At 66.8% G+C, this 21,341-nt stretch carries 18 protein-coding genes; 8 read left to right on the forward strand and 10 right to left on the reverse strand.

Annotated elements, in window-relative coordinates; all coding sequences use genetic code 11:
- The 10 genes from N4S67_RS23165 to N4S67_RS23210 form a co-directional block, all read right to left on the reverse strand.
- Window positions 1-1,722 (reverse strand): ABC transporter substrate-binding protein/permease, encoded by a 1,722-nt coding sequence (locus N4S67_RS23165; protein ID WP_260995794.1) that lies wholly within the window; start codon window positions 1,720-1,722, stop codon window positions 1-3.
- Between the two features lie 114 nt (window positions 1,723-1,836).
- Window positions 1,837-2,514: a GntR family transcriptional regulator gene (locus N4S67_RS23170; RefSeq protein ID WP_260995388.1), complete on the reverse strand. Its 678-nt coding sequence runs from the start codon at window positions 2,512-2,514 to the stop codon at window positions 1,837-1,839.
- 68 nt (window positions 2,515-2,582) lie between these two features.
- Complete coding sequence (locus tag N4S67_RS23175; protein WP_260995389.1) at window positions 2,583-3,383, reverse strand: LLM class F420-dependent oxidoreductase; 801 nt, start codon at window positions 3,381-3,383, stop codon at window positions 2,583-2,585.
- A gap of 43 nt (window positions 3,384-3,426) precedes the next feature.
- Window positions 3,427-4,494: a hypothetical protein gene (locus N4S67_RS23180; protein WP_260995390.1), complete on the reverse strand. Its 1,068-nt coding sequence runs from the start codon at window positions 4,492-4,494 to the stop codon at window positions 3,427-3,429.
- A 68-nt stretch (window positions 4,495-4,562) separates the two neighbouring features.
- Window positions 4,563-6,632, reverse strand: a complete 2,070-nt coding sequence (locus tag N4S67_RS23185; protein WP_260995391.1) for a PhoX family protein — start codon at window positions 6,630-6,632, stop codon at window positions 4,563-4,565.
- A 119-nt stretch (window positions 6,633-6,751) separates the two neighbouring features.
- Entirely contained in the window at window positions 6,752-7,651 is a 900-nt protein-coding gene (locus N4S67_RS23190) for an alpha/beta fold hydrolase (protein ID WP_260995392.1), read from the reverse strand.
- Window positions 7,652-7,746: 95 nt separating this feature from the next.
- Window positions 7,747-8,823 (reverse strand): inositol-3-phosphate synthase, encoded by a 1,077-nt coding sequence (locus N4S67_RS23195; RefSeq protein ID WP_260995393.1) that lies wholly within the window; start codon window positions 8,821-8,823, stop codon window positions 7,747-7,749.
- A 36-nt stretch (window positions 8,824-8,859) separates the two neighbouring features.
- On the reverse strand, window positions 8,860-9,405 hold the full coding sequence (locus N4S67_RS23200; protein ID WP_260995394.1) for a PadR family transcriptional regulator: 546 nt from the start codon (window positions 9,403-9,405) through the stop codon (window positions 8,860-8,862).
- A 111-nt stretch (window positions 9,406-9,516) separates the two neighbouring features.
- The gene (locus N4S67_RS23205; protein ID WP_260995395.1) at window positions 9,517-10,374 is read right to left on the reverse strand and encodes a DUF1707 SHOCT-like domain-containing protein; all 858 of its coding nucleotides are present in this window, start codon (window positions 10,372-10,374) and stop codon (window positions 9,517-9,519) included.
- 54 nt (window positions 10,375-10,428) lie between these two features.
- Entirely contained in the window at window positions 10,429-11,274 is an 846-nt protein-coding gene (locus tag N4S67_RS23210) for a thioesterase family protein (protein ID WP_260995396.1), read from the reverse strand.
- Between the two features lie 105 nt (window positions 11,275-11,379).
- Between N4S67_RS23210 and N4S67_RS23215 the strand changes: the two genes are divergently transcribed.
- The 8 genes from N4S67_RS23215 (at window position 11,380) to dnaB (ending at window position 21,005) form a co-directional block, all read left to right on the forward strand.
- Entirely contained in the window at window positions 11,380-11,814 is a 435-nt protein-coding gene (locus N4S67_RS23215; protein ID WP_260995397.1) for a DUF5318 domain-containing protein, read from the forward strand.
- 58 nt (window positions 11,815-11,872) lie between these two features.
- The gene (locus tag N4S67_RS23220; RefSeq protein ID WP_260995398.1) at window positions 11,873-14,332 is read left to right on the forward strand and encodes a transglycosylase domain-containing protein; all 2,460 of its coding nucleotides are present in this window, start codon (window positions 11,873-11,875) and stop codon (window positions 14,330-14,332) included.
- Window positions 14,329-15,975 (forward strand): glycosyltransferase family 87 protein, encoded by a 1,647-nt coding sequence (locus N4S67_RS23225; RefSeq protein WP_260995399.1) that lies wholly within the window; start codon window positions 14,329-14,331, stop codon window positions 15,973-15,975. Before N4S67_RS23220 ends, N4S67_RS23225 begins: the two co-directional genes overlap by 4 nt.
- Before the next feature lie 221 nt (window positions 15,976-16,196).
- Entirely contained in the window at window positions 16,197-16,487 is a 291-nt protein-coding gene (gene rpsF, locus N4S67_RS23230; protein WP_260995400.1) for a 30S ribosomal protein S6, read from the forward strand.
- Between the two features lie 118 nt (window positions 16,488-16,605).
- Window positions 16,606-17,112, forward strand: coding sequence for a single-stranded DNA-binding protein (locus tag N4S67_RS23235; protein ID WP_260995401.1), 507 nt, complete (start codon window positions 16,606-16,608; stop codon window positions 17,110-17,112).
- A 42-nt stretch (window positions 17,113-17,154) separates the two neighbouring features.
- Window positions 17,155-17,418 (forward strand): 30S ribosomal protein S18, encoded by a 264-nt coding sequence (rpsR, locus tag N4S67_RS23240; RefSeq protein WP_260995402.1) that lies wholly within the window; start codon window positions 17,155-17,157, stop codon window positions 17,416-17,418.
- A gap of 13 nt (window positions 17,419-17,431) precedes the next feature.
- Complete coding sequence (rplI, locus tag N4S67_RS23245) at window positions 17,432-17,887, forward strand: 50S ribosomal protein L9 (protein WP_260995403.1); 456 nt, start codon at window positions 17,432-17,434, stop codon at window positions 17,885-17,887.
- A gap of 481 nt (window positions 17,888-18,368) precedes the next feature.
- Window positions 18,369-21,005, forward strand: a complete 2,637-nt coding sequence (gene dnaB / locus N4S67_RS23250) for a replicative DNA helicase (RefSeq protein WP_260995404.1) — start codon at window positions 18,369-18,371, stop codon at window positions 21,003-21,005.
- Window positions 21,006-21,341 lie beyond the last annotated feature (336 nt).

Genomic DNA, 21,341 nt, shown 5'->3' on the forward strand with positions numbered 1-21,341 from the left:
TCAGATCATCTCCTGCGACGTCGACAGCTCCAGCGGGTCCTGCTCGGTCTGCTGCCTGCCGCGTCTCAATCGGGCGTCGATGTAGTTGACCAGGTGTGTCAGCGGCACGGTCAGCACCAGATAGAACAGCCCGGCCGCCACCAAGGGGGACAGGTTGCCGGTCTGGGCGTTGAGGTCGCGGCCGACCTGGAACAGTTCCCGTTGGTTGGCCACCAGCCCGAGGAAGTACACCAGCGACGACGCCTTCAGCAGCGAGATGAACTGGTTCATCAACGCGGGCAGCACCCGGCGCACCCCCTGCGGGATGACCACAAGGCGCATCGACGAGGTGTACGAAAAGCCCAGTGCGCGTGATGCTTCCATCTGCCCGGCTTCTACGCTCTGAATTCCGGACCGGAAGATCTCGCCGATGTACGCCGCGGCCATGAGCCCCAGCGCCGCGATGCCAAGTGGATACGGGTTGTTGCCCGTCAGCCCGCCGACCACCGGACCGACGCCCAGGCCGATCAACAGGATGATCACCACTTCCGGCAGGCCGCGGAAGATGTCGGTGTACACCCGCGCAGGCCATCGCAGCCACCACGCCCGCGAAATTCCCGCCACCGCCAGCGCCATGCCGAGGACCAGCCCGATGACCGCGGCACTGACCGTCAGGATCAGGGTGTTCGGCAGACCGGTCTTGAACAGGTCGGGGATCGCCTGCTTGTAGAGATCCCAGTTCCCGAACGCATCCGCCAGCTGCGACAGAGTCGACTTCGGCGCCGACGGTTCCGCCGGCGCGGCCCCCTGGTTCTGCGCGGCGATCGCGTCGAAGTCCGGCAGTTGCGGCATCGGCGCGGCTTTGGATCCCGGCTTCCAGCCTGGCGGTAACGCCCGCGGCACCCAGTCGGTGTACAGCCGCGCCCAGGTGCCGTCGGCGATGATGGCGTCCAGCCCGGAGTTCAGCGCGTCGATGAGCGGCTGGTTGTCCTTGGCGACGGCCCACGCCACGAAATTGTCCAAGCTGAACGTGTTTTCGATGATCTCGGCTGGATCGCCCGTCTGCACGGTGCCGGAGGCCTGCTGCGACGGCGCCACCCACGCGTCGATCTGTCGCGTTTTCAGGCTGGCGTAGACGGTGTTGTAGTCCGGGAACTTGACCGGCTCGATGCCTAGGGTGTCGATGACGTACGACTCCTGAACAGTGCCCTGCACCACGCCGATACGCTGCCCGGCCGCCAGCTTGTCGAATCCGGTGATCGCCGAACCGGTCGGCACCACCAACGAGAAGTAGCCGAAGTCGTAGCCGTTGGTGAAGCCGACGGTGCGCCGGCGCGCCTCGGTGGTGGTAATCGACGAGGAGCCGACGTCGAACCGCCGCGACGCCGTCTGTGCCAGCAGTCCAGAGAACTCCGTGCCGACGAAATTGACTTGCAGACCCAGCTTTTCGGCGATCGCACGGAGCAGTTCGTTGTCGAATCCGGTGAACTGACCGGCCGAGTCGATGCAGATGCTCGGCGGTGCGTCCGACAGGGTGCCGACCGTCAGCGTGCCGGGCGTGCTGAGCCCGAGCGCGTTGACATCGACGGCCGGCAGCGGCGTGACCGTCGGCGTCGTGTACTTGTCTTCGCCCGGTCCCGCAGCGGCGGCCGCCAGATTCGTGGGCAGCGCGCTGGCGCTCTGCACCCCCGGCGGAGCGCACTGGTCGACGTTCGCCGCCGCGGGCGGCGCCGCCACGCCCATGCCGAGGGCCAGCAATACGGTCAGCGCGACGACGAAGGACTTACAGAGCCGCGGGAACGGGTTCACCCCTGCAAGGTAACCATCGGCACCCCCGCGACACCGGCTTCAGCTCAATCAGAACGCAACGGGCTCCGCACCGGCCGGCCGGAGGACGCCGCGCCGCACCAGTTCGGTGAGCATGATCCGCGCCATCACCTCGGAGCGTTCGACGCACGCGGTTCGTGCGGTGTCGGCGTCGCCGCGGTGAATGGCCGCGACTTCGGCTTCGTAGAACGGCAGCATCTCGTCGTGGTTGTTGAGGTAGGCCACCCAGAACGCACGCGGTATGAACGATTGCGACGCGCGGATCGCGGCCTGCAGCCGCGGGCCGGCGTACTCCTCGTTGATGACGCCGCGCAGCTGCCACGCCGCCTCTTGGAACGCGCGCGATTCCCTGCTCGCCCGCATGACACCCAGCAGCGTGTCGAGGCGTGCGCGGATCAACGGGTCCGACGCCGCCGTGGCGCGCGCCGCAGCGATGCCGCTCAGCAGCCCGTAGAGCTCGTGGTGTTCGCGCACGACGTCCTCGTCGAACCGCTCGACGTACGCGCCGCGGTGATAGCGGGTCGACAAGATCCCGTCGTGTTCGAGCTGCACCACGGCCTCCTGGATCGGCACGCGGGACAGCCCGAGGGCGTGCGCGATCTCGTTGCGATCCACCCGATCTCCCGACCGCAGTTTGCCGGTCAGCACCAGGTTGACGACATGCGCGACCACGAGGTCCTTCTCTTTGATCCCATACTTCTTGGGCATGGGCCGAATTGCTCCTCGCGTGCGCTGGCGGCGCCAGTGTCTCACGTGACCCGCCGCCCATGGAGCGGTTACGACGAACGGCTGTCCCGCCACCGGCATAACGCCTCGGCGGCGTCCAGGTCGTAGTCCGGCCCGTTGACGCCGACGGTGAACTGGGTGACTCCCAGCTCGAGGAGTGCATCGGCCTCGGCCAGCAACGCGTCACCCTTGCCCTGCAGACCCGCGGACCGCTCGATGGTCGCCGGGTCGCGGCCGACCGCCTCACAGTGCCCGGCCAGGACCTCGGCCTTATGGGGGTAGGACTCCCGGTCGACGAATCCGTGCCAAGTGGTGGCGTACTCGGCGACCATGCGCAGCGTCTTCTTCTCGCCCGACCCGCCGATCAGGATCGGAATGTCGCGTGTGGGGGCGGGATTCAGCTTGGCGAAGCGCTCCTTGATTCGCGGCAGAGCCGCCGCCAGGTCGTTGAGCCTGCCGCCTGCGGTGCCGAACTCGTAGCCGTATTCGTCGTAGTCGCGCTGGAACCAGCCCGAGCCGATGCCCAGGATCAGCCGTCCACCGGAGATGTGGTCGGTGGTGCGGGCCATGTCGGCCAGCAGTTCGGGGTTGCGGTAGGAGTTACACGTGACGAGCGCGCCGAACTCGATGCGCGACGTCTGCTCGGCCCATGCGCCCAGCATCGTCCAGCATTCGAAGTGCGCCCCGTCGGGCTCGCCGTACAGCGGATAGAAGTGGTCCCAGTTGTAGGCGATGTCGACGCCGATGTCCTCGGCGCGCCGGACGGCGTCGCGGATCTGGCTGTATTGCGGGGAATGTTGCGGCTGCAGTTGCACGCCGATACGCACGGGGTGGGATGAGGCTGAGGTCACTCCGCAACGGTAACCGCTGCCGGCCGGAGGGCGCCGGGAGCGATCAGCCGAAGCGCACCTGGATGCGGTGGTCCTCGTCGGTGACGTAGAAGGTCTGCCCGGTTTCGACGGCGAGGCCCTCGACATTGCGCAGGTCCGGGAAGTCGCGGACCAGCGCGACGCTGGTGACGTGGGGGCCGTCGGCGGGCAGCGTGAAGCGCCAGTGCGAACAGTGCGCGAGCGCACCGTCGGGATGGTCCTCGAGTAGCGCCGAACCCTTGTCGGTCGCGTCGATCGACCCCACGATCGCGTCAAAGACATCGGGTCCGGACCGGGACAGTGCGCGGAAGCCCACCAGCGCGTTCGGCGGTGACACGCCGGCCAGTTCCCACACCCGCACGACGGTCGGATCGGCGCCGTCGTCGAACATGGCCGGGACGCCCGCAAGTTCGACCAGAATCGGTTCGCCTTCGGCGGTGGTCGGAAAGCGCAGCGCCAGAAGCAGGTTCCCGTCGGGGCGGAATGCGGCGCCCTCGATGTTGATGGGCACGTCGCGATCGGTCAGCCGGTCGACCCAGGTCTTGTTGCGCTGGGTTCCTCGTTCGATCGTGCGCGCGATGAAGCGGGTGCGGACGTTGTCCCCGGGGGTGATCGCAACGACGTGCGAGGCGTCGAGCGCGTCGTTGATCAGGCGGTGCAGCCGGAACTTGTTGCGGCGAATGTCGATCGGCAGTTCGGATTCGGGCACCATCCGGTCGATCGATTGTTCGTCGAAGCGCGCGACGAAGGCGCGCTTGGCCTGTAGGGGGCCGGCTTTGGAGCCGTAGTGTGAGCCGACGACGTAGATCCACCCGTCGTGCCGCGCCACCGCCTCGGCATCCTCGGTGCGCCCCTTCTCGTCACCGGCGATGGCCGGCAGGGGGTAGATCTCCCAGCCGCTGTCCGCTGCTGCGCCGCGGGCATGGCCGAGCACCGCGATGCAGTCCTCCACCGAGCCCTCGTCGAGCACGGTCCAGAATCCGAAATCCCATCCGTGCGCGTCCAGCAGCGCCTGATTGTCGACGTGGACGAGGTCGGAGGCTTCGTTCCCCTCGTGCGCGAGATCCACGGCGACAAGCGCTGATGACGTCATCCGGCGAATGCTAGTGGGGCCGGCGGCGGCCGCCGCTCAGACCATGCCGATGGTGTTCGCGCACGCGCTCACACGCCGATGTTCCCGTCGGCCTTCCATACCGCCACCACCGACGGCCGCGCCGTGCCGTTGCCGCCCTCCGGCCAGCGCGACAACGGGTTGTCCACGCTGTTGTCGTCGTGCTCACCCGGGTGCTGGACGCACACCGTGACCAGGTCGTCGGTGATCACCGGACCGCACGTCTCGGCGCCGAGCGGCACGGTGAGGAACTGCTTCGTCTCGCCGCGGTTCGGCCCTTCGAGCGCGACCGCGAACAGCCCGTCGTTGGAGTCGAGCGCGTTGCCGTCAGTCGAGATCCACAGGTTGCCGTGACTGTCGAACGCCAGGTTGTCCGGGCACGAGATCGGGCTGACCTTCGTCTTGTCGAACCCGGCGTAGTAGGTGTCGGCGGCCGCGGGGTCACCGCACACCAGCAGCAGGTCCCAGGTGAAGTCGGTGCCGGTGTGGTTGTCGGTGATCTCGAGAACCTGGCCGCTCTTGTTGTCGTTGCGCGGGTTGGCCGCATCCGGCGGCGCCTCACCGGCCGCGCCGCGTTCGTCATTGTTGGTCAGCGCGACGTAGACCTTGCCGGTCTTCGGGTCGGCCTCGAAGTCCTCGGGGCGGTCCATCTTGGTGGCGCCCGCCTTGTCGGCGGCCATGCGGGTGAACACCGCGACCTCCTGTGCGGAGATGCCGTTGACCAGCGACTCGGCCTGCCCGCCTGGACCGGAGCGCAGCAGCGGGATCCAGGTGCCGGTGCCCGCGAACGAACCCTTCGACGGCAGCTTGCCCGAACCGTCGATCTCGTTGGCGGGGATGTCGCTGGACAGCTTGGCGACATACAACGTGCCCTCGTCGAGGATCGCCATGTTGTTGGCCATCGCCGCCGGCTCGCGGCCGGGCTGCACTTTGCGGCTGGACACGAATTTGTACATGTAGTCGAACCGCTCGTCGTCACCGGTGTAGGCGACCACGGTGCCGTCGTCGGTGACGTAGATGTTGGCGCCCTCGTGCTTGAGCCGGCCCAGCGCGCTGTGCTTCACCGGCGTCGAGTTCGGGTCCCACGGGTTGAGTTCCACGACGTAGCCGAAGCGGTTCGGCTCGTTGGCGTTCTTCGTCAGGTCGAAACGCGGGTCGAACGTCTCCCACAACAGCTCCGAGAGTTCGAGCGCGAGGCCGTAGCGGTCCTGCCGGTCGGCGTCGATCGGGCTCGGACCGGGCGATCCCTCGGCGGCGCCGAAGTACGAGTGGAAGTTCTCCTCGCCCGAGAGCACGGTTCCCCACGGGGTGACGCCACCGGCGCAGTTGGCGAAGGTGCCTGCCACCGTGCGCCCGCCGGGGTCGGCCGCTGTCTTGACGAAGTCGGTGCCCGCAGCGGGCCCGGTCAGTGTGAACGGGGTGTCGGCGGTGATGCGCCTGTTGTATCGGCCGATCACCGGCTTGAGACCCTGCGGGGTGCGCGTCACCTCGACGACGCCCATGCCGACCGCGGCGATCTGAACGTCGAACTGCTCACGCGTCGGCTTCTTCGGGTCGTAGCCGGGGAACATGAACTGCGGCGCGACGTACTCGAAGTTGGTGACCAGAAGGAAGCGGTCCGATTGTCCCGGAATGGGCAACAGCGCCGCGAAGTCGTTGTTGAAGCCGAACTGGCCGCGCTGCGCGGCACCGGTTTGGGCGTTGATGTCGAACTTGGGCGCGCCCGCCAGAATCGGGTCGCCCCAACTGATCACCACCGCCTGCTGGTAGCCCTCGGGGATGACCACGACATCCTCGCTGTTCGGCGCGACGGCGGCGAACTTCATGCCCGTCGGAGACTCCGCGGGTGCGGCCGACGTCGTCGGGCTCGCGGCCGGCTCTTCGCCGCTTCCGCACGCGGCCAGCACCGAACCGGCGCCGACGGCCAGGACCGCGACGCCACTGGCCTGCAGAACGGACCGGCGCGACATCGACTTGACGATGTCGCCGAAGTACTCGTTGTCACTCTTGTTCGGGACCGGCTTCGAGCACGCGTCGCCGCATTTGTAGCGGCACGTCACATGCTGACGCTTGGACTTTCCGTCGTGGGTGACAAAGAGGCTGAGCGGCACGAGCGCCATGTGGACGGTTCCTTCCGACACGAAGCCCGGCCGGGGCTTGTCGGCCGGACCTGCCAGAAGTTACGGCAAGTCGGGTAGCAGGAGGTGAACAACAGGCCAACGGTGATAGCGGCCCGTCGTCAGCCGGCGAGCACGCTCCGCAGAATCTCGATCAGCTTGCCGGGTTGGTCGCTCTGCACGGAATGACCCGAGTTCGCCACGATGTGCACACCCTGGAAACCCGGTGCGCGACGGGCGAACTCGGCGGCGTCGTCGTCGTTGACGAAGAATGAGTTGGCGCCGCGCACCAACGTGGTCGGCGTCGTGAGGTTAGGCACGTCGTCCCACAACCCCTCGAAACCCTCGCCCTTGCGCATCTCGTCGTAGCGCCAGGTCCAGGTCCCGTCGTCCTGCCTTCGCGCATTGTGAAACACGCCGCGGCGCAACGACTCCCGGTCGCGATGCGGGGCCGCGGCGACAGTGACCTCGAGCATCGCATCGAATGTCGGAAACGTGCGGTCGCCCTGAACCAGAGCGACGGTGCCCTTCTGCGCATCGGTCATCTCGGTGTGGCGCTCCGGCGCCGAGGGAGTGACGTCGACGAGCACCAGGCGGCGCACCAGCTCCGGCGCGGTGACGGCCAGCCGCAGCGCGGTCAACCCGCCCAGTGACATCCCGACCACGAGATCGGCGTCCGGCGCGAGTTCGCGCACTGCCGGCTCGACCGCGACGGCGTTGAGCTTGGGTCCGTAGTCGCCGTCCTCGCGCCACGCGGACCGCCCGTGTCCGGGAAGGTCGATGGCCAGCGCTGGTTCGCCGAGGCCGATGATCACGGTGTCCCAGGTGTGGGCGTTCTGGCCGCCGCCGTGCAGGAACACCACCCGCGGTGAGGCGTCACCGAACTTCAATGCGCTTATCGGGCCTGCGTCGATCCGTTCGACCGGCGGGATTGTGGCAACGCCGGCTTGCTTGGCGTTTTCCTTGAGGAAGGTGAACTCGCTCAGGGCGGCCAACTCGTCGTCCGGCGAAATCTCGGTCATCAGCTGACCTTAGGTGACCCTATGCAACGCCGAAACTGCGGGGAGATCGACTTTCGCGACGAAAATACGATCTGCCCGCAATCGCGGACAACTAGTCAGCCCTCGATGAACTCTTCGAGCTGCGTGCGGGCGACGTCGTCGGGCAGCTGCTTGGGCGGGCTCTTCATCAGGTAGGCCGACGCGGCCCACACCGGGCCACCGATGCCGCGGTCCTTGGCGATCTTCGCCGCGCGCACCGCGTCGATGATGACGCCGGCCGAGTTCGGCGAGTCCCACACCTCGAGCTTGTACTCGAGGTTCAACGGCACGTCGCCGAAGGCGCGGCCCTCGAGCCGCACGTACGCCCACTTGCGGTCGTCGAGCCAGCCGACGTGGTCGGACGGGCCGATGTGGACGTCCTTGGTGTTGAACTCGCGCTGCAGGTTGGAGGTGACGGCCTGGGTCTTGGAGATCTTCTTCGACTCCAGGCGCGAGCGCTCGAGCATGTTCAAAAAGTCCATGTTGCCGCCGACGTTGAGCTGCATGGTGCGGTCGAGCTGCACGCCGCGGTCCTCGAACAGCTTGGCCATGACGCGGTGGGTGATGGTCGCGCCGACCTGGCTCTTGATGTCGTCGCCGACGATCGGCACGCCGGCGTCTTCGAACTTCTTGGCCCACTCCGGGTCGCTCGCGATGAAGACCGGCAGCGCGTTGACGAACGCCACGCCTGCGTCGATCGCACACTGGGCGTAGAACTTGTCGGCCTCTTCGGAGCCGACCGGAAGGTAGGACACCAGCACGTCGACCTCGGCGTCCTTGAGCGCCTTGACGACGTCGACGGCCTCGACGTCGGAGATCTCGATGGTCTCGGCGTAGTACTTGCCGATGCCGTCCAAGGTCGGGCCGCGCTGCACCGTGACGTTGGTCGGCGGCACGTCGGCGATCTTGATGGTGTTGTTCTCGGACGCGAAGATCGCCTCGGAGAGGTCGAACCCGACCTTCTTCGCGTCAACGTCGAAGGCGGCGACAAACTTCACATCGCGCACGTGGTACTGGCCGAGCTTGACGTGCATCAGGCCGGGAACGGTGACGTTCTCGTCCGCGTCTTTGTAGTACTGCACGCCCTGCACCAGCGACGACGCGCAGTTGCCCACGCCGACAATTGCGACTCGCACGTCAGTGTTTCCAGTCATGACGACTATCTCCCTCTCCTACTAACCCGGTAGTACTTACGGCTGCTCAGCCCGTTGCTGCGCCGTTCGTTCCGCCGCAATCAATTCGTTGAGCCATTTCACTTCGCGCTCGCTGGACTCCAACCCGAGCTGGTGAAGCTGGCGGGTGTAGCGGTCTATCGAGCTGCTGGCCCGCGCTACTGCTTCACGCAAACCTTCACGGCGTTCCTCCACCTGACGACGGCGCCCCTCCAAAATCCGCATCCGCGCCTCGGCGGGCGTGCGGTTGAAGAAGGCGAGGTGAACGCCGAACCCGTCGTCCGAGAAGTTCTGCGGACCGGTGTCGGCCACCAGTTCGGCGAAGCGCTGCTTACCGGCATCGCTGAGCCGGTAGACGCGCCGCGCACGGCGCATCTTCGGGATGCCTTCCGGCGCGGCGTCCTCGACGATCAGGCCGTCGGCCTGCATGCGTCGAAGCGCCGGGTAGAGCGAGCCGTAGGAGAACGCGCGGAACGCCCCCAGCAGACCCGTCAGTCGCTTGCGCAGTTCGTAGCCGTGCATGGGCGATTCGAGCAGGAGCCCCAGGATGGCCAGTTCGAGCACCGGGACACCTCCTTTGCTCGTCCGTTACGGCGGTTCGACACCTCGGCCAATAGTATCGCGCCGATATATTCGGCGCCAACAAAGCGTTATCCCCGCGCGAACGGAAACCGCTCAGCCCGGGTAGTGGACCTGCTTCACCGTGCCGTCGGCGGCCAGTTCGATCCAGCCGCTGCCGAAGTCGCTACTGACGTACACCTCGACGGAGATGGAGCCCGGCGTCGTGGGGTCGCCGCTCGGGTTGACGCTCAGATAGATGTTGTCCACATCGTCGGGCTTGATGCCCAGCGTCTCGGGTGCCCCGCGCAGCACGCCGACGACCGTCTTGGTGTCGAACGTGCCGAGGTCGACCTCGACGTCGCTGTCGGACTTGGTGGTTTCCGTCGGATCGTCCCAGCCACCGCGGTAGCTGTAGTTGAGCGCGCGCCGTTCCTCGTTCGGGTCCTGCCGGGTCAGCGACGCGTAGTCCGGGTAGACGGTGAGCCGGTAGCCGTTGGTGTCGCCGAAGCGTTGCTTCATCTGCTCGAGCAGTCCGTTGAGCCCGCCGAGCGAATGCAACTGCTTGGGCGGGGTCAGCACCATTGGTTGGACGCCGTCGGATTTGGCGCCAGGGTCAGAGGTGAAGTTCAGCGGCGACGGGGTGTTGCCGTAGAGGCCCCAGCCGATTGCGACGCCGAGGACGATCAGCACACCGGCGATCGCCGCGCGCAGGCCCCAGCCGCTGCCGTCGGCGTTGAACGCCTTGCGCTGCGGTTTGAGGTTGGGCATCTGGACCGGACTGTTCTCGGTCTGCAGGTCATCGACGAGCGCCTGCAGATCGCCGAGGGTGGTCGCCGTGGTGGCGGCCTTGACGCGCTCACCGTGTTCGGTCATCGACAGCTGCCCCTCGGCGAGCGCGTTGTCGAGAACCTTGCACGTGTTGTTGCGGTCGGTGTCTTTCGCTCGCGTGCCTGCGCTCTGCCTGGTCGCCACGACGATGATGGTAAGAGTTCGCCGGTCGGTTCGGGGGGTCGGATCGCGCCGACGTCAGCGGACGAGCCCCTGAGACGTCAGCACAGCGACCAGCGAACCGTCGCGGCCGCGCAATGTGCCGTAGGCCGTCACACCACCGCTACCGACCGAACCGCCGGCCTCCAGCAACCGCCATTCGGTGGATGGCAACAGGTGCGCGCCCGGTTGCCACACGAGGTTGAGGTCCAGGCTCAGCAGCCACGCGTCGACGAACCCGGAGACCTTGCCTGGCGCATCGAACAGGTGCGCGTCGGCGTGCAGCACGTCGGCGATCTGCGGGTGGTCGAGCGGGTCGAGGGTGGAATCGCCGCCGTCGACGGTGACCCACAGCGCAACGGCGGGCTGCCGATCCCCGAACTCGGTGAGGCCCTGCGGATAGTCGACGCCCCGACGGTGGGCGAAGCGCAGCGACGGGTACTCGTCGCCGATCCACTCCAACGACGTGCCGGTCGCGGGGTCCGGCAGCGGGGCGGTCGGCGTACCCCAGCGACCGAACGGCATCGGCGCGTCGACCGCGGGCGGTCCGAGCCAGCCGTCGGCCAGCCAGCTGCTGGCGATCAATATCGTCCGCCCGTTCTGGCTGATCGTGACCTCGATCGCGGCGGCCGTCCGCCCGCCGCGGATGGTGCGGGCGTCGAGCTCGAGTGCGCCCGGCGCACCGGCCTCCACGAACGTCACCGACAGCGATGCCGCCGCGGGACGGCCGCTGTGGGCGAACACCGCGGCCAGCGCCAGCGCCGAGGTGTACCCACCGAACGCCCGCCCGTTGAAGCACCAGTTCTCCGGGAGCTCACGGGTGAAGTGACTCGTCCGGTCACCGGTCGGGCCACCGTCGAGGGCGAAATCGCGCCCGTCCAACATGCGCTCTCCTGATCGTCTGCGAACCTCCAGATCAAACACCACGGTCATGCCCCCGCCGGAGCCGTCGTGCCTCGGCCGTCGGATCGCCGACGTACTCTGGTCTCCGTGCGACTGCAGCGACAGGTGGTGGACTACGCGCTCAAGCGGCGGTCCCTGCTGGCCGAGGTCTACTCGGGGCGCACCGGCGTCTCGGAGGTCTGCGACGCCAACCCCTATCTGCTGCGAGCCGCGAAATTCCATGGGAAGCCCAGTTCGGCGATGTGCCCGATCTGCCGCAAGGAACAGCTGACCCTGGTGTCGTGGGTATTCGGAGACCACCTGGGCGCCGTATCGGGTTCGGCGCGCACCGCAGAGGAGCTGGTCCTGTTGGCGTCCCGCTACGACGAGTTCTCAGTACACGTGGTGGAGGTATGCCGCACCTGCAGTTGGAACCATCTGGTCAAGTCGTATGTGCTCGGTGCCGTCCCTCCTACCGGAGGCTCTCGGGGATCACGAAGCAATCGAACGGCGCGCAGTCGTGCGCGCACGGCCAGTGAATAGCGAAGGGCGCCACGACCGGTCAGCCCCCGATGTCCCCCTGGGACGCGCGGCCGACGGTGTGAGCGCAGCACGGCATTCCGACGACGGCGGCAGGCACCGCCCACCTGCTGCCGGATCGCCGAGGCGGCCGGTCCCGCCCAAGCCTGACGACACCGCCGTGCTTCCGATCGTGCGCGACGAGCCGCGCTACCGCGATCCGGTCGACGTCGTTAAGGCGGCGCTGGAGGGCTCGCCCGCACCGAAGCAGCCGCCACCACCGCCGCCGCGGCGGCCACGCGGTGGCGGCAGGGGCCCAGGCGGCCCGTCGGGAAGACCACCTCGACGCACCAACCGCGGGCAGCAGATCAACTGGACGTGGGTGCGCAGGACCCTCTACGTAGCCGTGGCGGCGATGATCGTGCTGCCACTGGTCACGTTCGGAATGGCCTACCTCATCGTCGACGTGCCAAAGCCGGGCGACATCCGCACCAACCAGGTGTCGACCATTCTCGCCAGCGACGGCAGCGAAATCGCGAAAATCGTTCCGCCCGAAGGCAATCGAGTCGACGTCAACATCGACCAGATTCCGGTACACGTACGCGACGCGGTGATGGCCGCCGAAGACCGCGACTTCTACTCCAATCCCGGCTTCTCGTTCACAGGGTTCGCCCGCGCCATCAAGAACAACCTGTTCGGCGGCGATCTGCAGGGTGGGTCGACGATCACCCAGCAGTACGTGAAGAACGCGCTCGTCGGATCGGAGCGATCCGGGCTCGGTGGCGTGGTTCGCAAGGCCAAGGAGCTGGTCATCTCGACGAAGATGTCCAGCGAATGGTCCAAAGACACCGTGCTGCAGTCGTACCTCAACATCATCTACTTCGGCCGCGGTGCGTACGGAATCGCCGCGGCGTCGCGGGCCTATTTCGACAAACCCGTCGAACAGCTGACCGTCGCGGACGGCGCGCTGCTGGCCGCGCTGATCCAGCGTCCGTCGACGCTGGACCCGGCCGTCGACGCCGAGGGCGCAGCAGTGCGCTGGAACTGGGTGCTCGACGGCATGGTCGAGATCGGTGCGCTGTCGCCGCAGGACCGCGCCGCGCAGGTGTTCCCGCCGACGGTGCCGCCTGACGTGGCGCGCAACCAGAACCAGACCACCGGGCCGAACGGGCTGATCGAGCGGCAGGTGCAGAAGGAACTGCTCGAGCTGTTCGACATCAGCGAGCAGACGCTGAACACCGAAGGCCTGCAGATCACCACGACGATCGACCCCAAGGCGCAGAAGGCCGCCGAGGAGGCCGCCGCCGAATACCTCGACGGCCAGGACCCCGACATGCGCACCGCGATCGTCTCGATCGACCCGCGCACCGGCGGGGTCAAGGCCTACTACGGCGGCACCGACGCCAACGGTTTCGACTTCGCGCAGGCCGGCCTGCCGACGGGCTCGTCGTTCAAGGTGTTCGCGTTGGTGGCCGCCCTACAGCAGGGGATGGGGCTGGGCACCCAGGTGGACAGCTCGCCGCTGAGCGTGAACGGCATCGAGATCAACAACGTCGAGGGCGGCGGCTGCGGCACCTGCAATATCGCCGAGGCGTTGAAGCGGTCGCTGAACACCAGTTATTACCGGCTGATGCTCAAACTGCAGAACGGCCCGCAGGACGTGGCCGACGCGGCGCACCAGGCGGGTATCGCCGAGAGCTTCCCCGGTGTCGAGCACACGCTGTCCGAGGATGGCCAGGGCGGACCGCCGAACAACGGAGTCGTGCTGGGCCAGTACCAGTCTCGCGTCATCGACATGGCGTCGGCCTATGCGACGCTGGCCGCGTCGGGGGTCTACCACAAGCCGCACTTCGTGCAGAAGGTGGTCAACTCGCAGGGCGAGGTGCTGTTCGACGCGAGCCAGCAGGACAACACCGGCGAGCAGCGCATCGACAAGAAGGTCGCCGACAACGTGACCGCGGCGATGCAGCCGATCGCCGCCTACTCCAACGGTCACGCCCTGGCAGGTGGTCGGCCGTCGGCGGCCAAGACCGGCACCAACCAGCTCGGTGACACGGGCGCCAACCGCGACGCCTGGATGGTCGGGTTCACCCCGTCGTTGTCGACGGCGGTCTGGGTGGGCACCACCGAGGGCACCAAACCGCTCGAGAATCAGTGGGGTTCGCCGGTCTACGGTTCGGGGTTGCCGTCGGACATCTGGAAGGCGACGATGGACGGCGCGCTCGAGGACACCGACAACGAATCGTTCCCGAAGCCCGAGGAGATCGGTGGCTACGCGGGCGTACCGCAGGCGCCGGTGCGGGCGCCGGAGCCGAGCACACCGATCGCGCCGCCGCCCCCGTCGAACACGGTCATTCAGCCGACTCTCGAGGTGGCGCCGGGCATCACGATCCCGTGGGGACCGCCCACCACCGTTCCTGCCGGACCGCCGGTACCCGGTGCGCCCCTCGCGCCCGTCGCCCCCGCGCCCGTGCCGCCGCCCGGTCCGGTGGTAGCGCCAGCGCCAGGTGGCCCGCCGCCGGGTCCGCTTCCGCCTCCGTGACCGAACCGCAGGGCGAGCCGACGGTTTCGCCCGCCAAGCTCGCGCGCGATCTGCGCAGCCTCGACGACCGTGATCTGCCCAGCCGCACCGACGCCATCGGCGCCGCGCTGTCGGGAACGATCGGGGGACCCGTCGGTCGGCACGCGCTGATCGGACGGCAGCGGTTCATGACGCCGCTGCGGGTGATGTTGATCATCGCGCTGGTGTTTCTGGCGCTGGGCTACTCGTCCAAAGCGGCATGTCTGCAGACCACCGGCACAGGGCACGCCGGCCAGCAGGTGGCCAACTGGGAGAACCAGCGCGCCTACTACGAGCTGTGTTACTCCGACACCGTTCCGCTGTACACCGCGGAACTGCTGAATCTGGGCAAGTTCCCGTACAAGTCGAGCTGGATCGAGAGCGACGCCACCGGTCAGCCCCGCGTCCAGTACGACGGCAACATCGCGGTGCGTTACATGGAGTATCCGGTGCTGACCGGCATGTACCAGTACGTGTCGATGACGTTGGCGAAGACCTACACGGCGGTGACCAAGCTGGTGTCGGTGCCGGTGATCGCCGAGGTGGTGATGTTCTTCAACATCGCCGCGTTCGGGTTGGCGCTGGCGTGGTTGGCCACGGTGTGGGCGACGTCTCTGTTGGCCGGCCGGCGCCGGGTCTGGGACGCGGCACTGGTGGCCGCGTCGCCGCTGGTGATCTTCCAGATCTTCACCAACTTCGACGCGCTGGCAACGGCTTTCGCGACGGGCGCGTTGCTGGCGTGGGCGCGTCGAAAACCGTGGCTCGCGGGAGCGCTGATCGGGCTGGGAGTGGCGGCCAAGCTGTATCCGCTGTTGTTGCTCGCGCCGCTGGCGGTGTTGGCGGTTCGGACCGGCAAGCTGCGGGAGGTCGGTCGTACCGTGGCGGCGGCAGTGGTGGTGTGGGTGGTGGTGAACCTGCCGATCCTGGTGATGTTCCCGCGGGGGTGGTCGGAGTTCTTCCGGCTCAACACCCGCCGCGGCGACGACATGGACTCGATCTACAACGTGATCAAGTCGTTCACCGGGTGGCGCGGGTTCGACACCGATCTCGGCTTCTGGCAGCCGCCGACGGTCCTCAACGCCGTCACTGCGGCATTGTTCGTATCCTGTTGTATCGCAATCGGATACATCGCGTTGACGGCCAAGCAGCGGCCGCGGGTCGCGCAGGTGGCTTTCCTGGTGGTCGCGGCGTTCCTGCTGACCAACAAGGTGTGGAGTCCGCAGTTCTCGCTGTGGCTGGTGCCGCTGGCGGTACTGGCGCTACCGCACCGGCGCATCTTGTTGGCGTGGATGACCATTGACGCGCTGGTGTGGATACCGCGCATGTTGTTCCTCTACGGCGAGCAGAACCGCGGCCTGCCCGAGCAGTGGTTCACCGCGACGGTGCTGCTGCGTGACGTCGCAGTAGTGGCTCTGTGCGCGTTGGTGATTCGCCAGATCTATCGCCCGGAGCTGGATTTGGTGCGGTACCGCGGCGAAGTCGACGACCCGGCCGGCGGCGTGTTCGATCGCGCGCCTGATGCCCCGCCCCGCTGGCTGCCGGATTGGTTGCGCCCCGATCATGACCGCACCAAGGTGACAGCCGCGCCGCCGGAACCGGAGCACGAACTCGTCGATCAGCGGTAGACGCACCTTCCCGCGCGAGCGCACCTGCCCGCGCGAGCAGACACAAACCTGCCCTTCTGGGCGTGAAATAGGGCAGTTTCGCGTCTGCTCGCCGGTGAAAGCGACGCAGATTTCGCAGATCAGCGGGCATTCCTGTAGCCTGGGCCGGTTGCCGACGCAGGTAACCCTCCTGCCGCGGATCGTCCGCGGCCGACCAGACCGTAGGAGGTGGTGTGGTTCTCATGCGTCCATACGAAATCATGGTCATTCTTGACCCCACTCTCGACGAGCGCACCGTGTCGCCGTCGCTGGAGACGTTCCTCAACGTCATCCGCAAGGACGGCGGCACTGTCGAGAAGGTCGACATCTGGGGCCGTCGCCGCCTGGCGTACTTGATCGCCAAGCACGCCGAGGGCATCTACGCCGTCGTCGATGTGAAGGCCGAGCCCGCGACGGTGTCCGAGTTGGACCGTCAGCTCAACCTGAACGAGTCCGTGCTGCGGACCAAGGTCATGCGGACCGACAAGCACTAGTCCGAACGGCCTGTGCGCGTCGTAGTGCTTCCGTAGGCTCGCCTGCGAACTACTTCCCGCACGCCGCAGCGATGAGCGCTGGCGCGAAGAGCCGACTAAATCTGCCGAGGAGGACACAGTGGCTGGTGACACCGTCATCACGGTCATCGGAAACCTGACAGCCGACCCCGAGTTGCGGTTCACACCGTCGGGCGCGGCCGTCGCGAACTTCACGGTCGCATCGACCCCGCGCATATTCGACCGCCAGACCAACGAGTGGAAGGACGGCGACGCGCTGTTCCTGCGCTGCAACATCTGGCGTGAGGCGGCCGAGAACGTGGCCGAAAGCCTCACGCGCGGTTCGCGGGTCATCGTGCAGGGTCGGCTCAAGCAGCGCTCGTTCGAAACCCGCGAGGGTGAGAAGCGCACTGTCGTGGAGCTCGAGGTCGACGAGATCGGCCCGTCACTGCGCTATGCGACGGCCAAGGTGAACAAGGCCAGCCGCAGCGGCGGTGGCGGCGGCGGATTCGGCAGCGGTGGCGGCGGCGGGGGCTCGCGCGGCTCCGAGCCCAAGCAGGACGATCCGTGGGGCAGCGCCCCGGCATCGGGTTCGTTTGCGGGCAGCGACGACGAACCGCCCTTCTGATACTTCATCTGTTACAGCGATACATAAGAAAGAGATAGACACATGGCTAAGTCCTCCACCAAGAGGCGGCCGGCACCCGAAAAGCCGGTCAAGACGCGCAAGTGCGTGTTCTGCTCCAAGAAGGGCAAGGGGCAGATCATCGACTACAAAGACACCGCGCTGCTGCGCACCTACATCAGCGAGCGGGGCAAGATTCGCGCCCGCCGCGTGACCGGTAACTGCGTCCAGCATCAGCGCGACATCGCCATCGCGGTCAAGAACGCCCGCGAGGTTGCTCTGCTGCCGTTCAGCTCGTCGACGCGATAGGCAGGGAGACGAAATGAAGCTGATACTCACTGCCGAGGTGGAGCACCTCGGAACGTCCGGCGACATCGTTGAGGTCAAGGACGGCTACGGACGCAACTACCTGCTGCCCCGCGGACTGGCGATCGTGGCGTCGCGTGGCGCCGAGCGCCAGGCCGAGGAAATCCGCCGGGCCCGCGAGCTCAAGAGCGTCAAGGGCCTCGAGCACGCCAACGAGCTGAAGGCCGCGATCGAAGGTCTCGGCAGCGTGCCGCTGCCCGTCAAGGCGTCGACCGACACCGGCAAGCTGTTCGGCTCGGTGACGACCTCTGCTGTCGTGGCCGCGATCAAGAAGGCCGGCGGACCGAATCTCGAGAAGCGGACCGTCCAGTTGCCCAAGGCGCACATCAAGTCGGTCGGCACCCATCCGATCACGGTGCGTCTGCATCCCGACGTGAACGCCACGGTGTCGCTGGACGTCGTCGCCGGGTAGTAACGCCAGCGTCAATTCGGCCGGGTGGAGAGCTTGATGAGCTCCACCCGGCCGTTGCTGTGCGCGCTGGCGAACTTCGCCGGTTAGTTAGGCGACAGCGAAGCTTACGAGCCGTTAACCTGTATGGCCCCAAAGCGCAACACAACACGCCCGAGGTGGCAACCCGGGCCGACACGCCGGGGCAATTGTTCTCCACAACGTCTCAGGCCGTTTATGGTGCGACTATCTGCGCGGATGCCCCGAACAAAGCCGTTTACTAACAGGTTCTCCCCAGGGTCTCAACATAGTTGTTCAGCGATATCCACACGCCATCCACAGGTCTATGAACAGGGGAGGGTTGCATACCCCCCAGCAACGTCTACCGTTGGCCGTCGCGAGGCAGTTGCCGACTCCGGTGGGGGTGGCTGTCGGGAGTCTGCTTTACAGTCGCGGTGAGCGGTATCGAACTCACGTTCGACGGATACGGGGAGGTGAACGCGCCGTGGCTGTTGTCGACGATCTCGGCCATTCCGCGATGGACTCCGCGCCTCCGCGCGAGGATTACGGGCGCCAACCGCCCCAGGACACCGCGGCCGAACAGGCCGTCCTGGGCGGCATGCTCCTGAGCAAGGACGCCATCGCCGACGTGCTCGAGCGACTGCGTCCCAGCGACTTCTACAAGCCCGCACACCAGAACATCTACGACGCGGTCCTTGACCTGTACAGCCGCGGTGAGCCAGCCGACGCGGTGACGGTCGCGGCCGAGTTGGACCGTCGGGGGCTGCTCCGCCGGATCGGCGGGGCGCCGTATCTGCACACGCTGATCTCGACGGTGCCGACGGCAGCCAACGCCGGGTTCTACGCGAGCATCGTCGCGGAGAAGGCACTGCTGCGCCGGCTGGTGGAGGCGGGCACGCGGGTCGTGCAGTACGGCTATGCCGGCGCTGAGGGCGCGGACGTCAGCGACATCGTCGACCGGGCGCAGGCCGAGATCTATGACGTGACCGAGGGACGGCGGGCCTCGGAAGACTTCGTCGCGCTCGAGGATCTGCTGCAGCCGACGATGGACGAGATCGACGCGATCGCCTCTCAAGGTGGGGTCAGCCGTGGCGTGCCGACGGGGTTCGTCGAGCTCGACGATCTCACCAACGGTCTGCATCCGGGACAGATGATCGTCATCGCGGCCAGGCCTGGTATGGGCAAGGCGTTGTCGCTCGATACTCCGCTGCCCACCCCGGACGGCTGGACGACGATGGGCGAGGTCGCCGTAGGGGACTGGCTCCTCGGTGCCGATGGTGTGCCGACGCGCGTCGTCGCGGCGACGGAGGTCATGCTCGGCCGACCGTGCTACGAAGTCGAATTCTCCGATGGCACGGTCATCGTCGCCGACGCCGAGCATCAGTGGCTGACGGAGACGCGCGCGTCCAGGAAGTCGTCGCAGGCTGCGGCCGCCGGTTACAACCGTCACAAGAATCAGCGCACCTTCGCGACTGTGCGGACCACACAAGAGATCGCCTCGTCGCTGCGGTGCGCCACTGCGGACCGCCGTCTGAACCACTCCGTCGTCAATGCCGCACCCCTGCAGACGCCGGAGCGGGATCTGTTGATCCCGCCGTACACGTTGGGTGCCTGGCTAGGTGACGGCACCAGTGCGGCGGCACAGATCACGTCCGCCGATCCCGAGATCGTCATGCGCATCGAGGCGGACGGCTTCGTGGCGCATCGCTCCGACACGGCGAAGTACCGGTACCAGCTGCGTCTGCCAGACCCGGAGCCCATTGCCGCCCGCGAATGTGTCGTCTGTGGCGCGCAATTCACCCCGCGGACGAGCCAGGTGCGGACGTGCGGACGCTCGTGTGGGGGACGCGCACGGTTCGTTTCCGAGCAGGTTCCACCGCCGGTGTGTACGCAATGCGGCCAGCGCTCCAGTGGACTGCGCCTCTGCCAGGATTGCCGCAACGCAATGGGCACGCTGCAGGGCCGGCTGCGGACGCTTGGTGTCCTGCGAAACAAGCACATACCGGCCGAGTACCTGCGTGCGTCGGAGATGCAACGGCGCGAGCTGCTAGCAGGCCTGCTGGATACCGACGGGACGGTCACCGCGGGCGGTGCGGTTCAGTTCTGTGTGACCAGCGAGCGCCTGGCGCGCGACGTTTTCGAGTTGATCGTCAGTCTCGGGTATCGCGCGCAGACCTTCGGTAAGCGCGTCAGGGGGCGCAGCAGCGACAGCTCGATTGCATACGTCACCACGTTCTCCACTGAGGATGACGTGTTCGCATTGAGCCGGAAGGCGCTGTTGCACAAGGAGCGCCGCGCAGCTTGCGGTACCGCGCGGTCAGGCTCGCGGTTCATCACCGATGTGCGGCCCGTCGACAGCGTTGCCGTGCGCTGCGTTCAGGTGGACAACGCCGACCAAATGTATCTGGCCGGGCGAGCAATGGTGCCGACGCACAATTCGACGCTTGGACTGGATTTCATGAGGTCGTGCTCGATCAAGCACCACCAGTCGAGCGTCATCTTCTCCCTCGAAATGAGCAAGTCCGAGATCGTGATGCGACTGCTGTCCGCCGAGGCGAAGATCAAGCTCGCCGACATGCGGCTTGGCCGGATGAACGACGATGACTGGACACGGCTCGCGCGACGGATGAGCGAAATCAGCGAAGCACCTTTGTATATCGACGACTCACCGAACCTGACGATGATGGAGATCCGGGCCAAGGCTCGTCGGCTCAAGCAGAAAGCGGATCTGCGCCTGATCGTCATCGACTACCTGCAGCTGATGACGTCTGGCAAGAAGGTCGAGTCCCGACAGCAGGAAGTATCCGAATTCTCGCGTCAGATCAAGCTTTTGGCGAAGGAACTCGAAGTCCCTGTCGTCGCGATGAGCCAGCTGAACCGCGGTCCCGAACAGCGCACCGACAAAAAACCGATGCTGTCCGACCTTCGCGAGTCGGGATCTATCGAGCAGGACGCGGACATGGTCGTCTTGTTGCACCGGCCCGACGCGTTCGAACGCGACGACCCCCGCGGCGGCGAAGCTGACTTGATCATCGCCAAGCACCGCAGCGGTCCGACGAAGACGATTACCGTTGCGCACCAACTGCATTTGAGCCGTTTCGCCAACATGGCCAAGCAATAGTTCACTGGTGTGCGCTCATCACGACGACGCCGTCGTTCGTAGCGCCAGGCTCACGTCGAGCCCGACGACACCTCCTGCGATGGCCCGACGGCGATCCCGACGCCGGGTGTCAGCCGACCCACCGCGGGCACGGGATCGGTCCGCGGTGGCCGGGCCGACAAGTGTGCCGACATTGACCGGCACGCATGCGAGTTCCTCGATGAGATCTTCAGGATGTGGGCGGCCGGTCCCACGTCGCCATTCCATATGCGCGTGGACCTACGGCGAATAGGTCGCGCGATCTGGCGTGCGGTGCCGGAGTATGCCTTCTCCTCCCCCGGCCGACTAAGGCGATAG

It is taken from the genome of Mycobacterium deserti, from assembly GCF_025345615.1.
Classification (GTDB): Bacteria; Actinomycetota; Actinomycetes; order Mycobacteriales; family Mycobacteriaceae; genus Mycobacterium; species Mycobacterium deserti.

What these genes read in the sequence shown, in the direction of transcription:
- N4S67_RS23165 (WP_260995794.1), bottom strand. Translation starts at nt 1,722, where the DNA reads ATGGGCGTGGCGGCGCCGCCCGCGGCGGCGAACGTCGACCAGTGCGCT.
- N4S67_RS23170 (WP_260995388.1), bottom strand. Translation starts at nt 2,514, where the DNA reads ATGCCCAAGAAGTATGGGATCAAAGAGAAGGACCTCGTGGTCGCGCAT.
- N4S67_RS23180 (WP_260995390.1), bottom strand. Translation starts at nt 4,494, where the DNA reads ATGACGTCATCAGCGCTTGTCGCCGTGGATCTCGCGCACGAGGGGAAC.
- N4S67_RS23185 (WP_260995391.1), bottom strand. Translation starts at nt 6,632, where the DNA reads ATGGCGCTCGTGCCGCTCAGCCTCTTTGTCACCCACGACGGAAAGTCC.
- N4S67_RS23190 (WP_260995392.1), bottom strand. Translation starts at nt 7,651, where the DNA reads ATGACCGAGATTTCGCCGGACGACGAGTTGGCCGCCCTGAGCGAGTTC.
- N4S67_RS23195 (WP_260995393.1), bottom strand. Translation starts at nt 8,823, where the DNA reads ATGACTGGAAACACTGACGTGCGAGTCGCAATTGTCGGCGTGGGCAAC.
- N4S67_RS23210 (WP_260995396.1), bottom strand. Translation starts at nt 11,274, where the DNA reads ATGTTGGACGGGCGCGATTTCGCCCTCGACGGTGGCCCGACCGGTGAC.
- rpsF (WP_260995400.1), top strand. Translation starts at nt 16,197, where the DNA reads ATGCGTCCATACGAAATCATGGTCATTCTTGACCCCACTCTCGACGAG.
- rpsR (WP_260995402.1), top strand. Translation starts at nt 17,155, where the DNA reads ATGGCTAAGTCCTCCACCAAGAGGCGGCCGGCACCCGAAAAGCCGGTC.
- rplI (WP_260995403.1), top strand. Translation starts at nt 17,432, where the DNA reads ATGAAGCTGATACTCACTGCCGAGGTGGAGCACCTCGGAACGTCCGGC.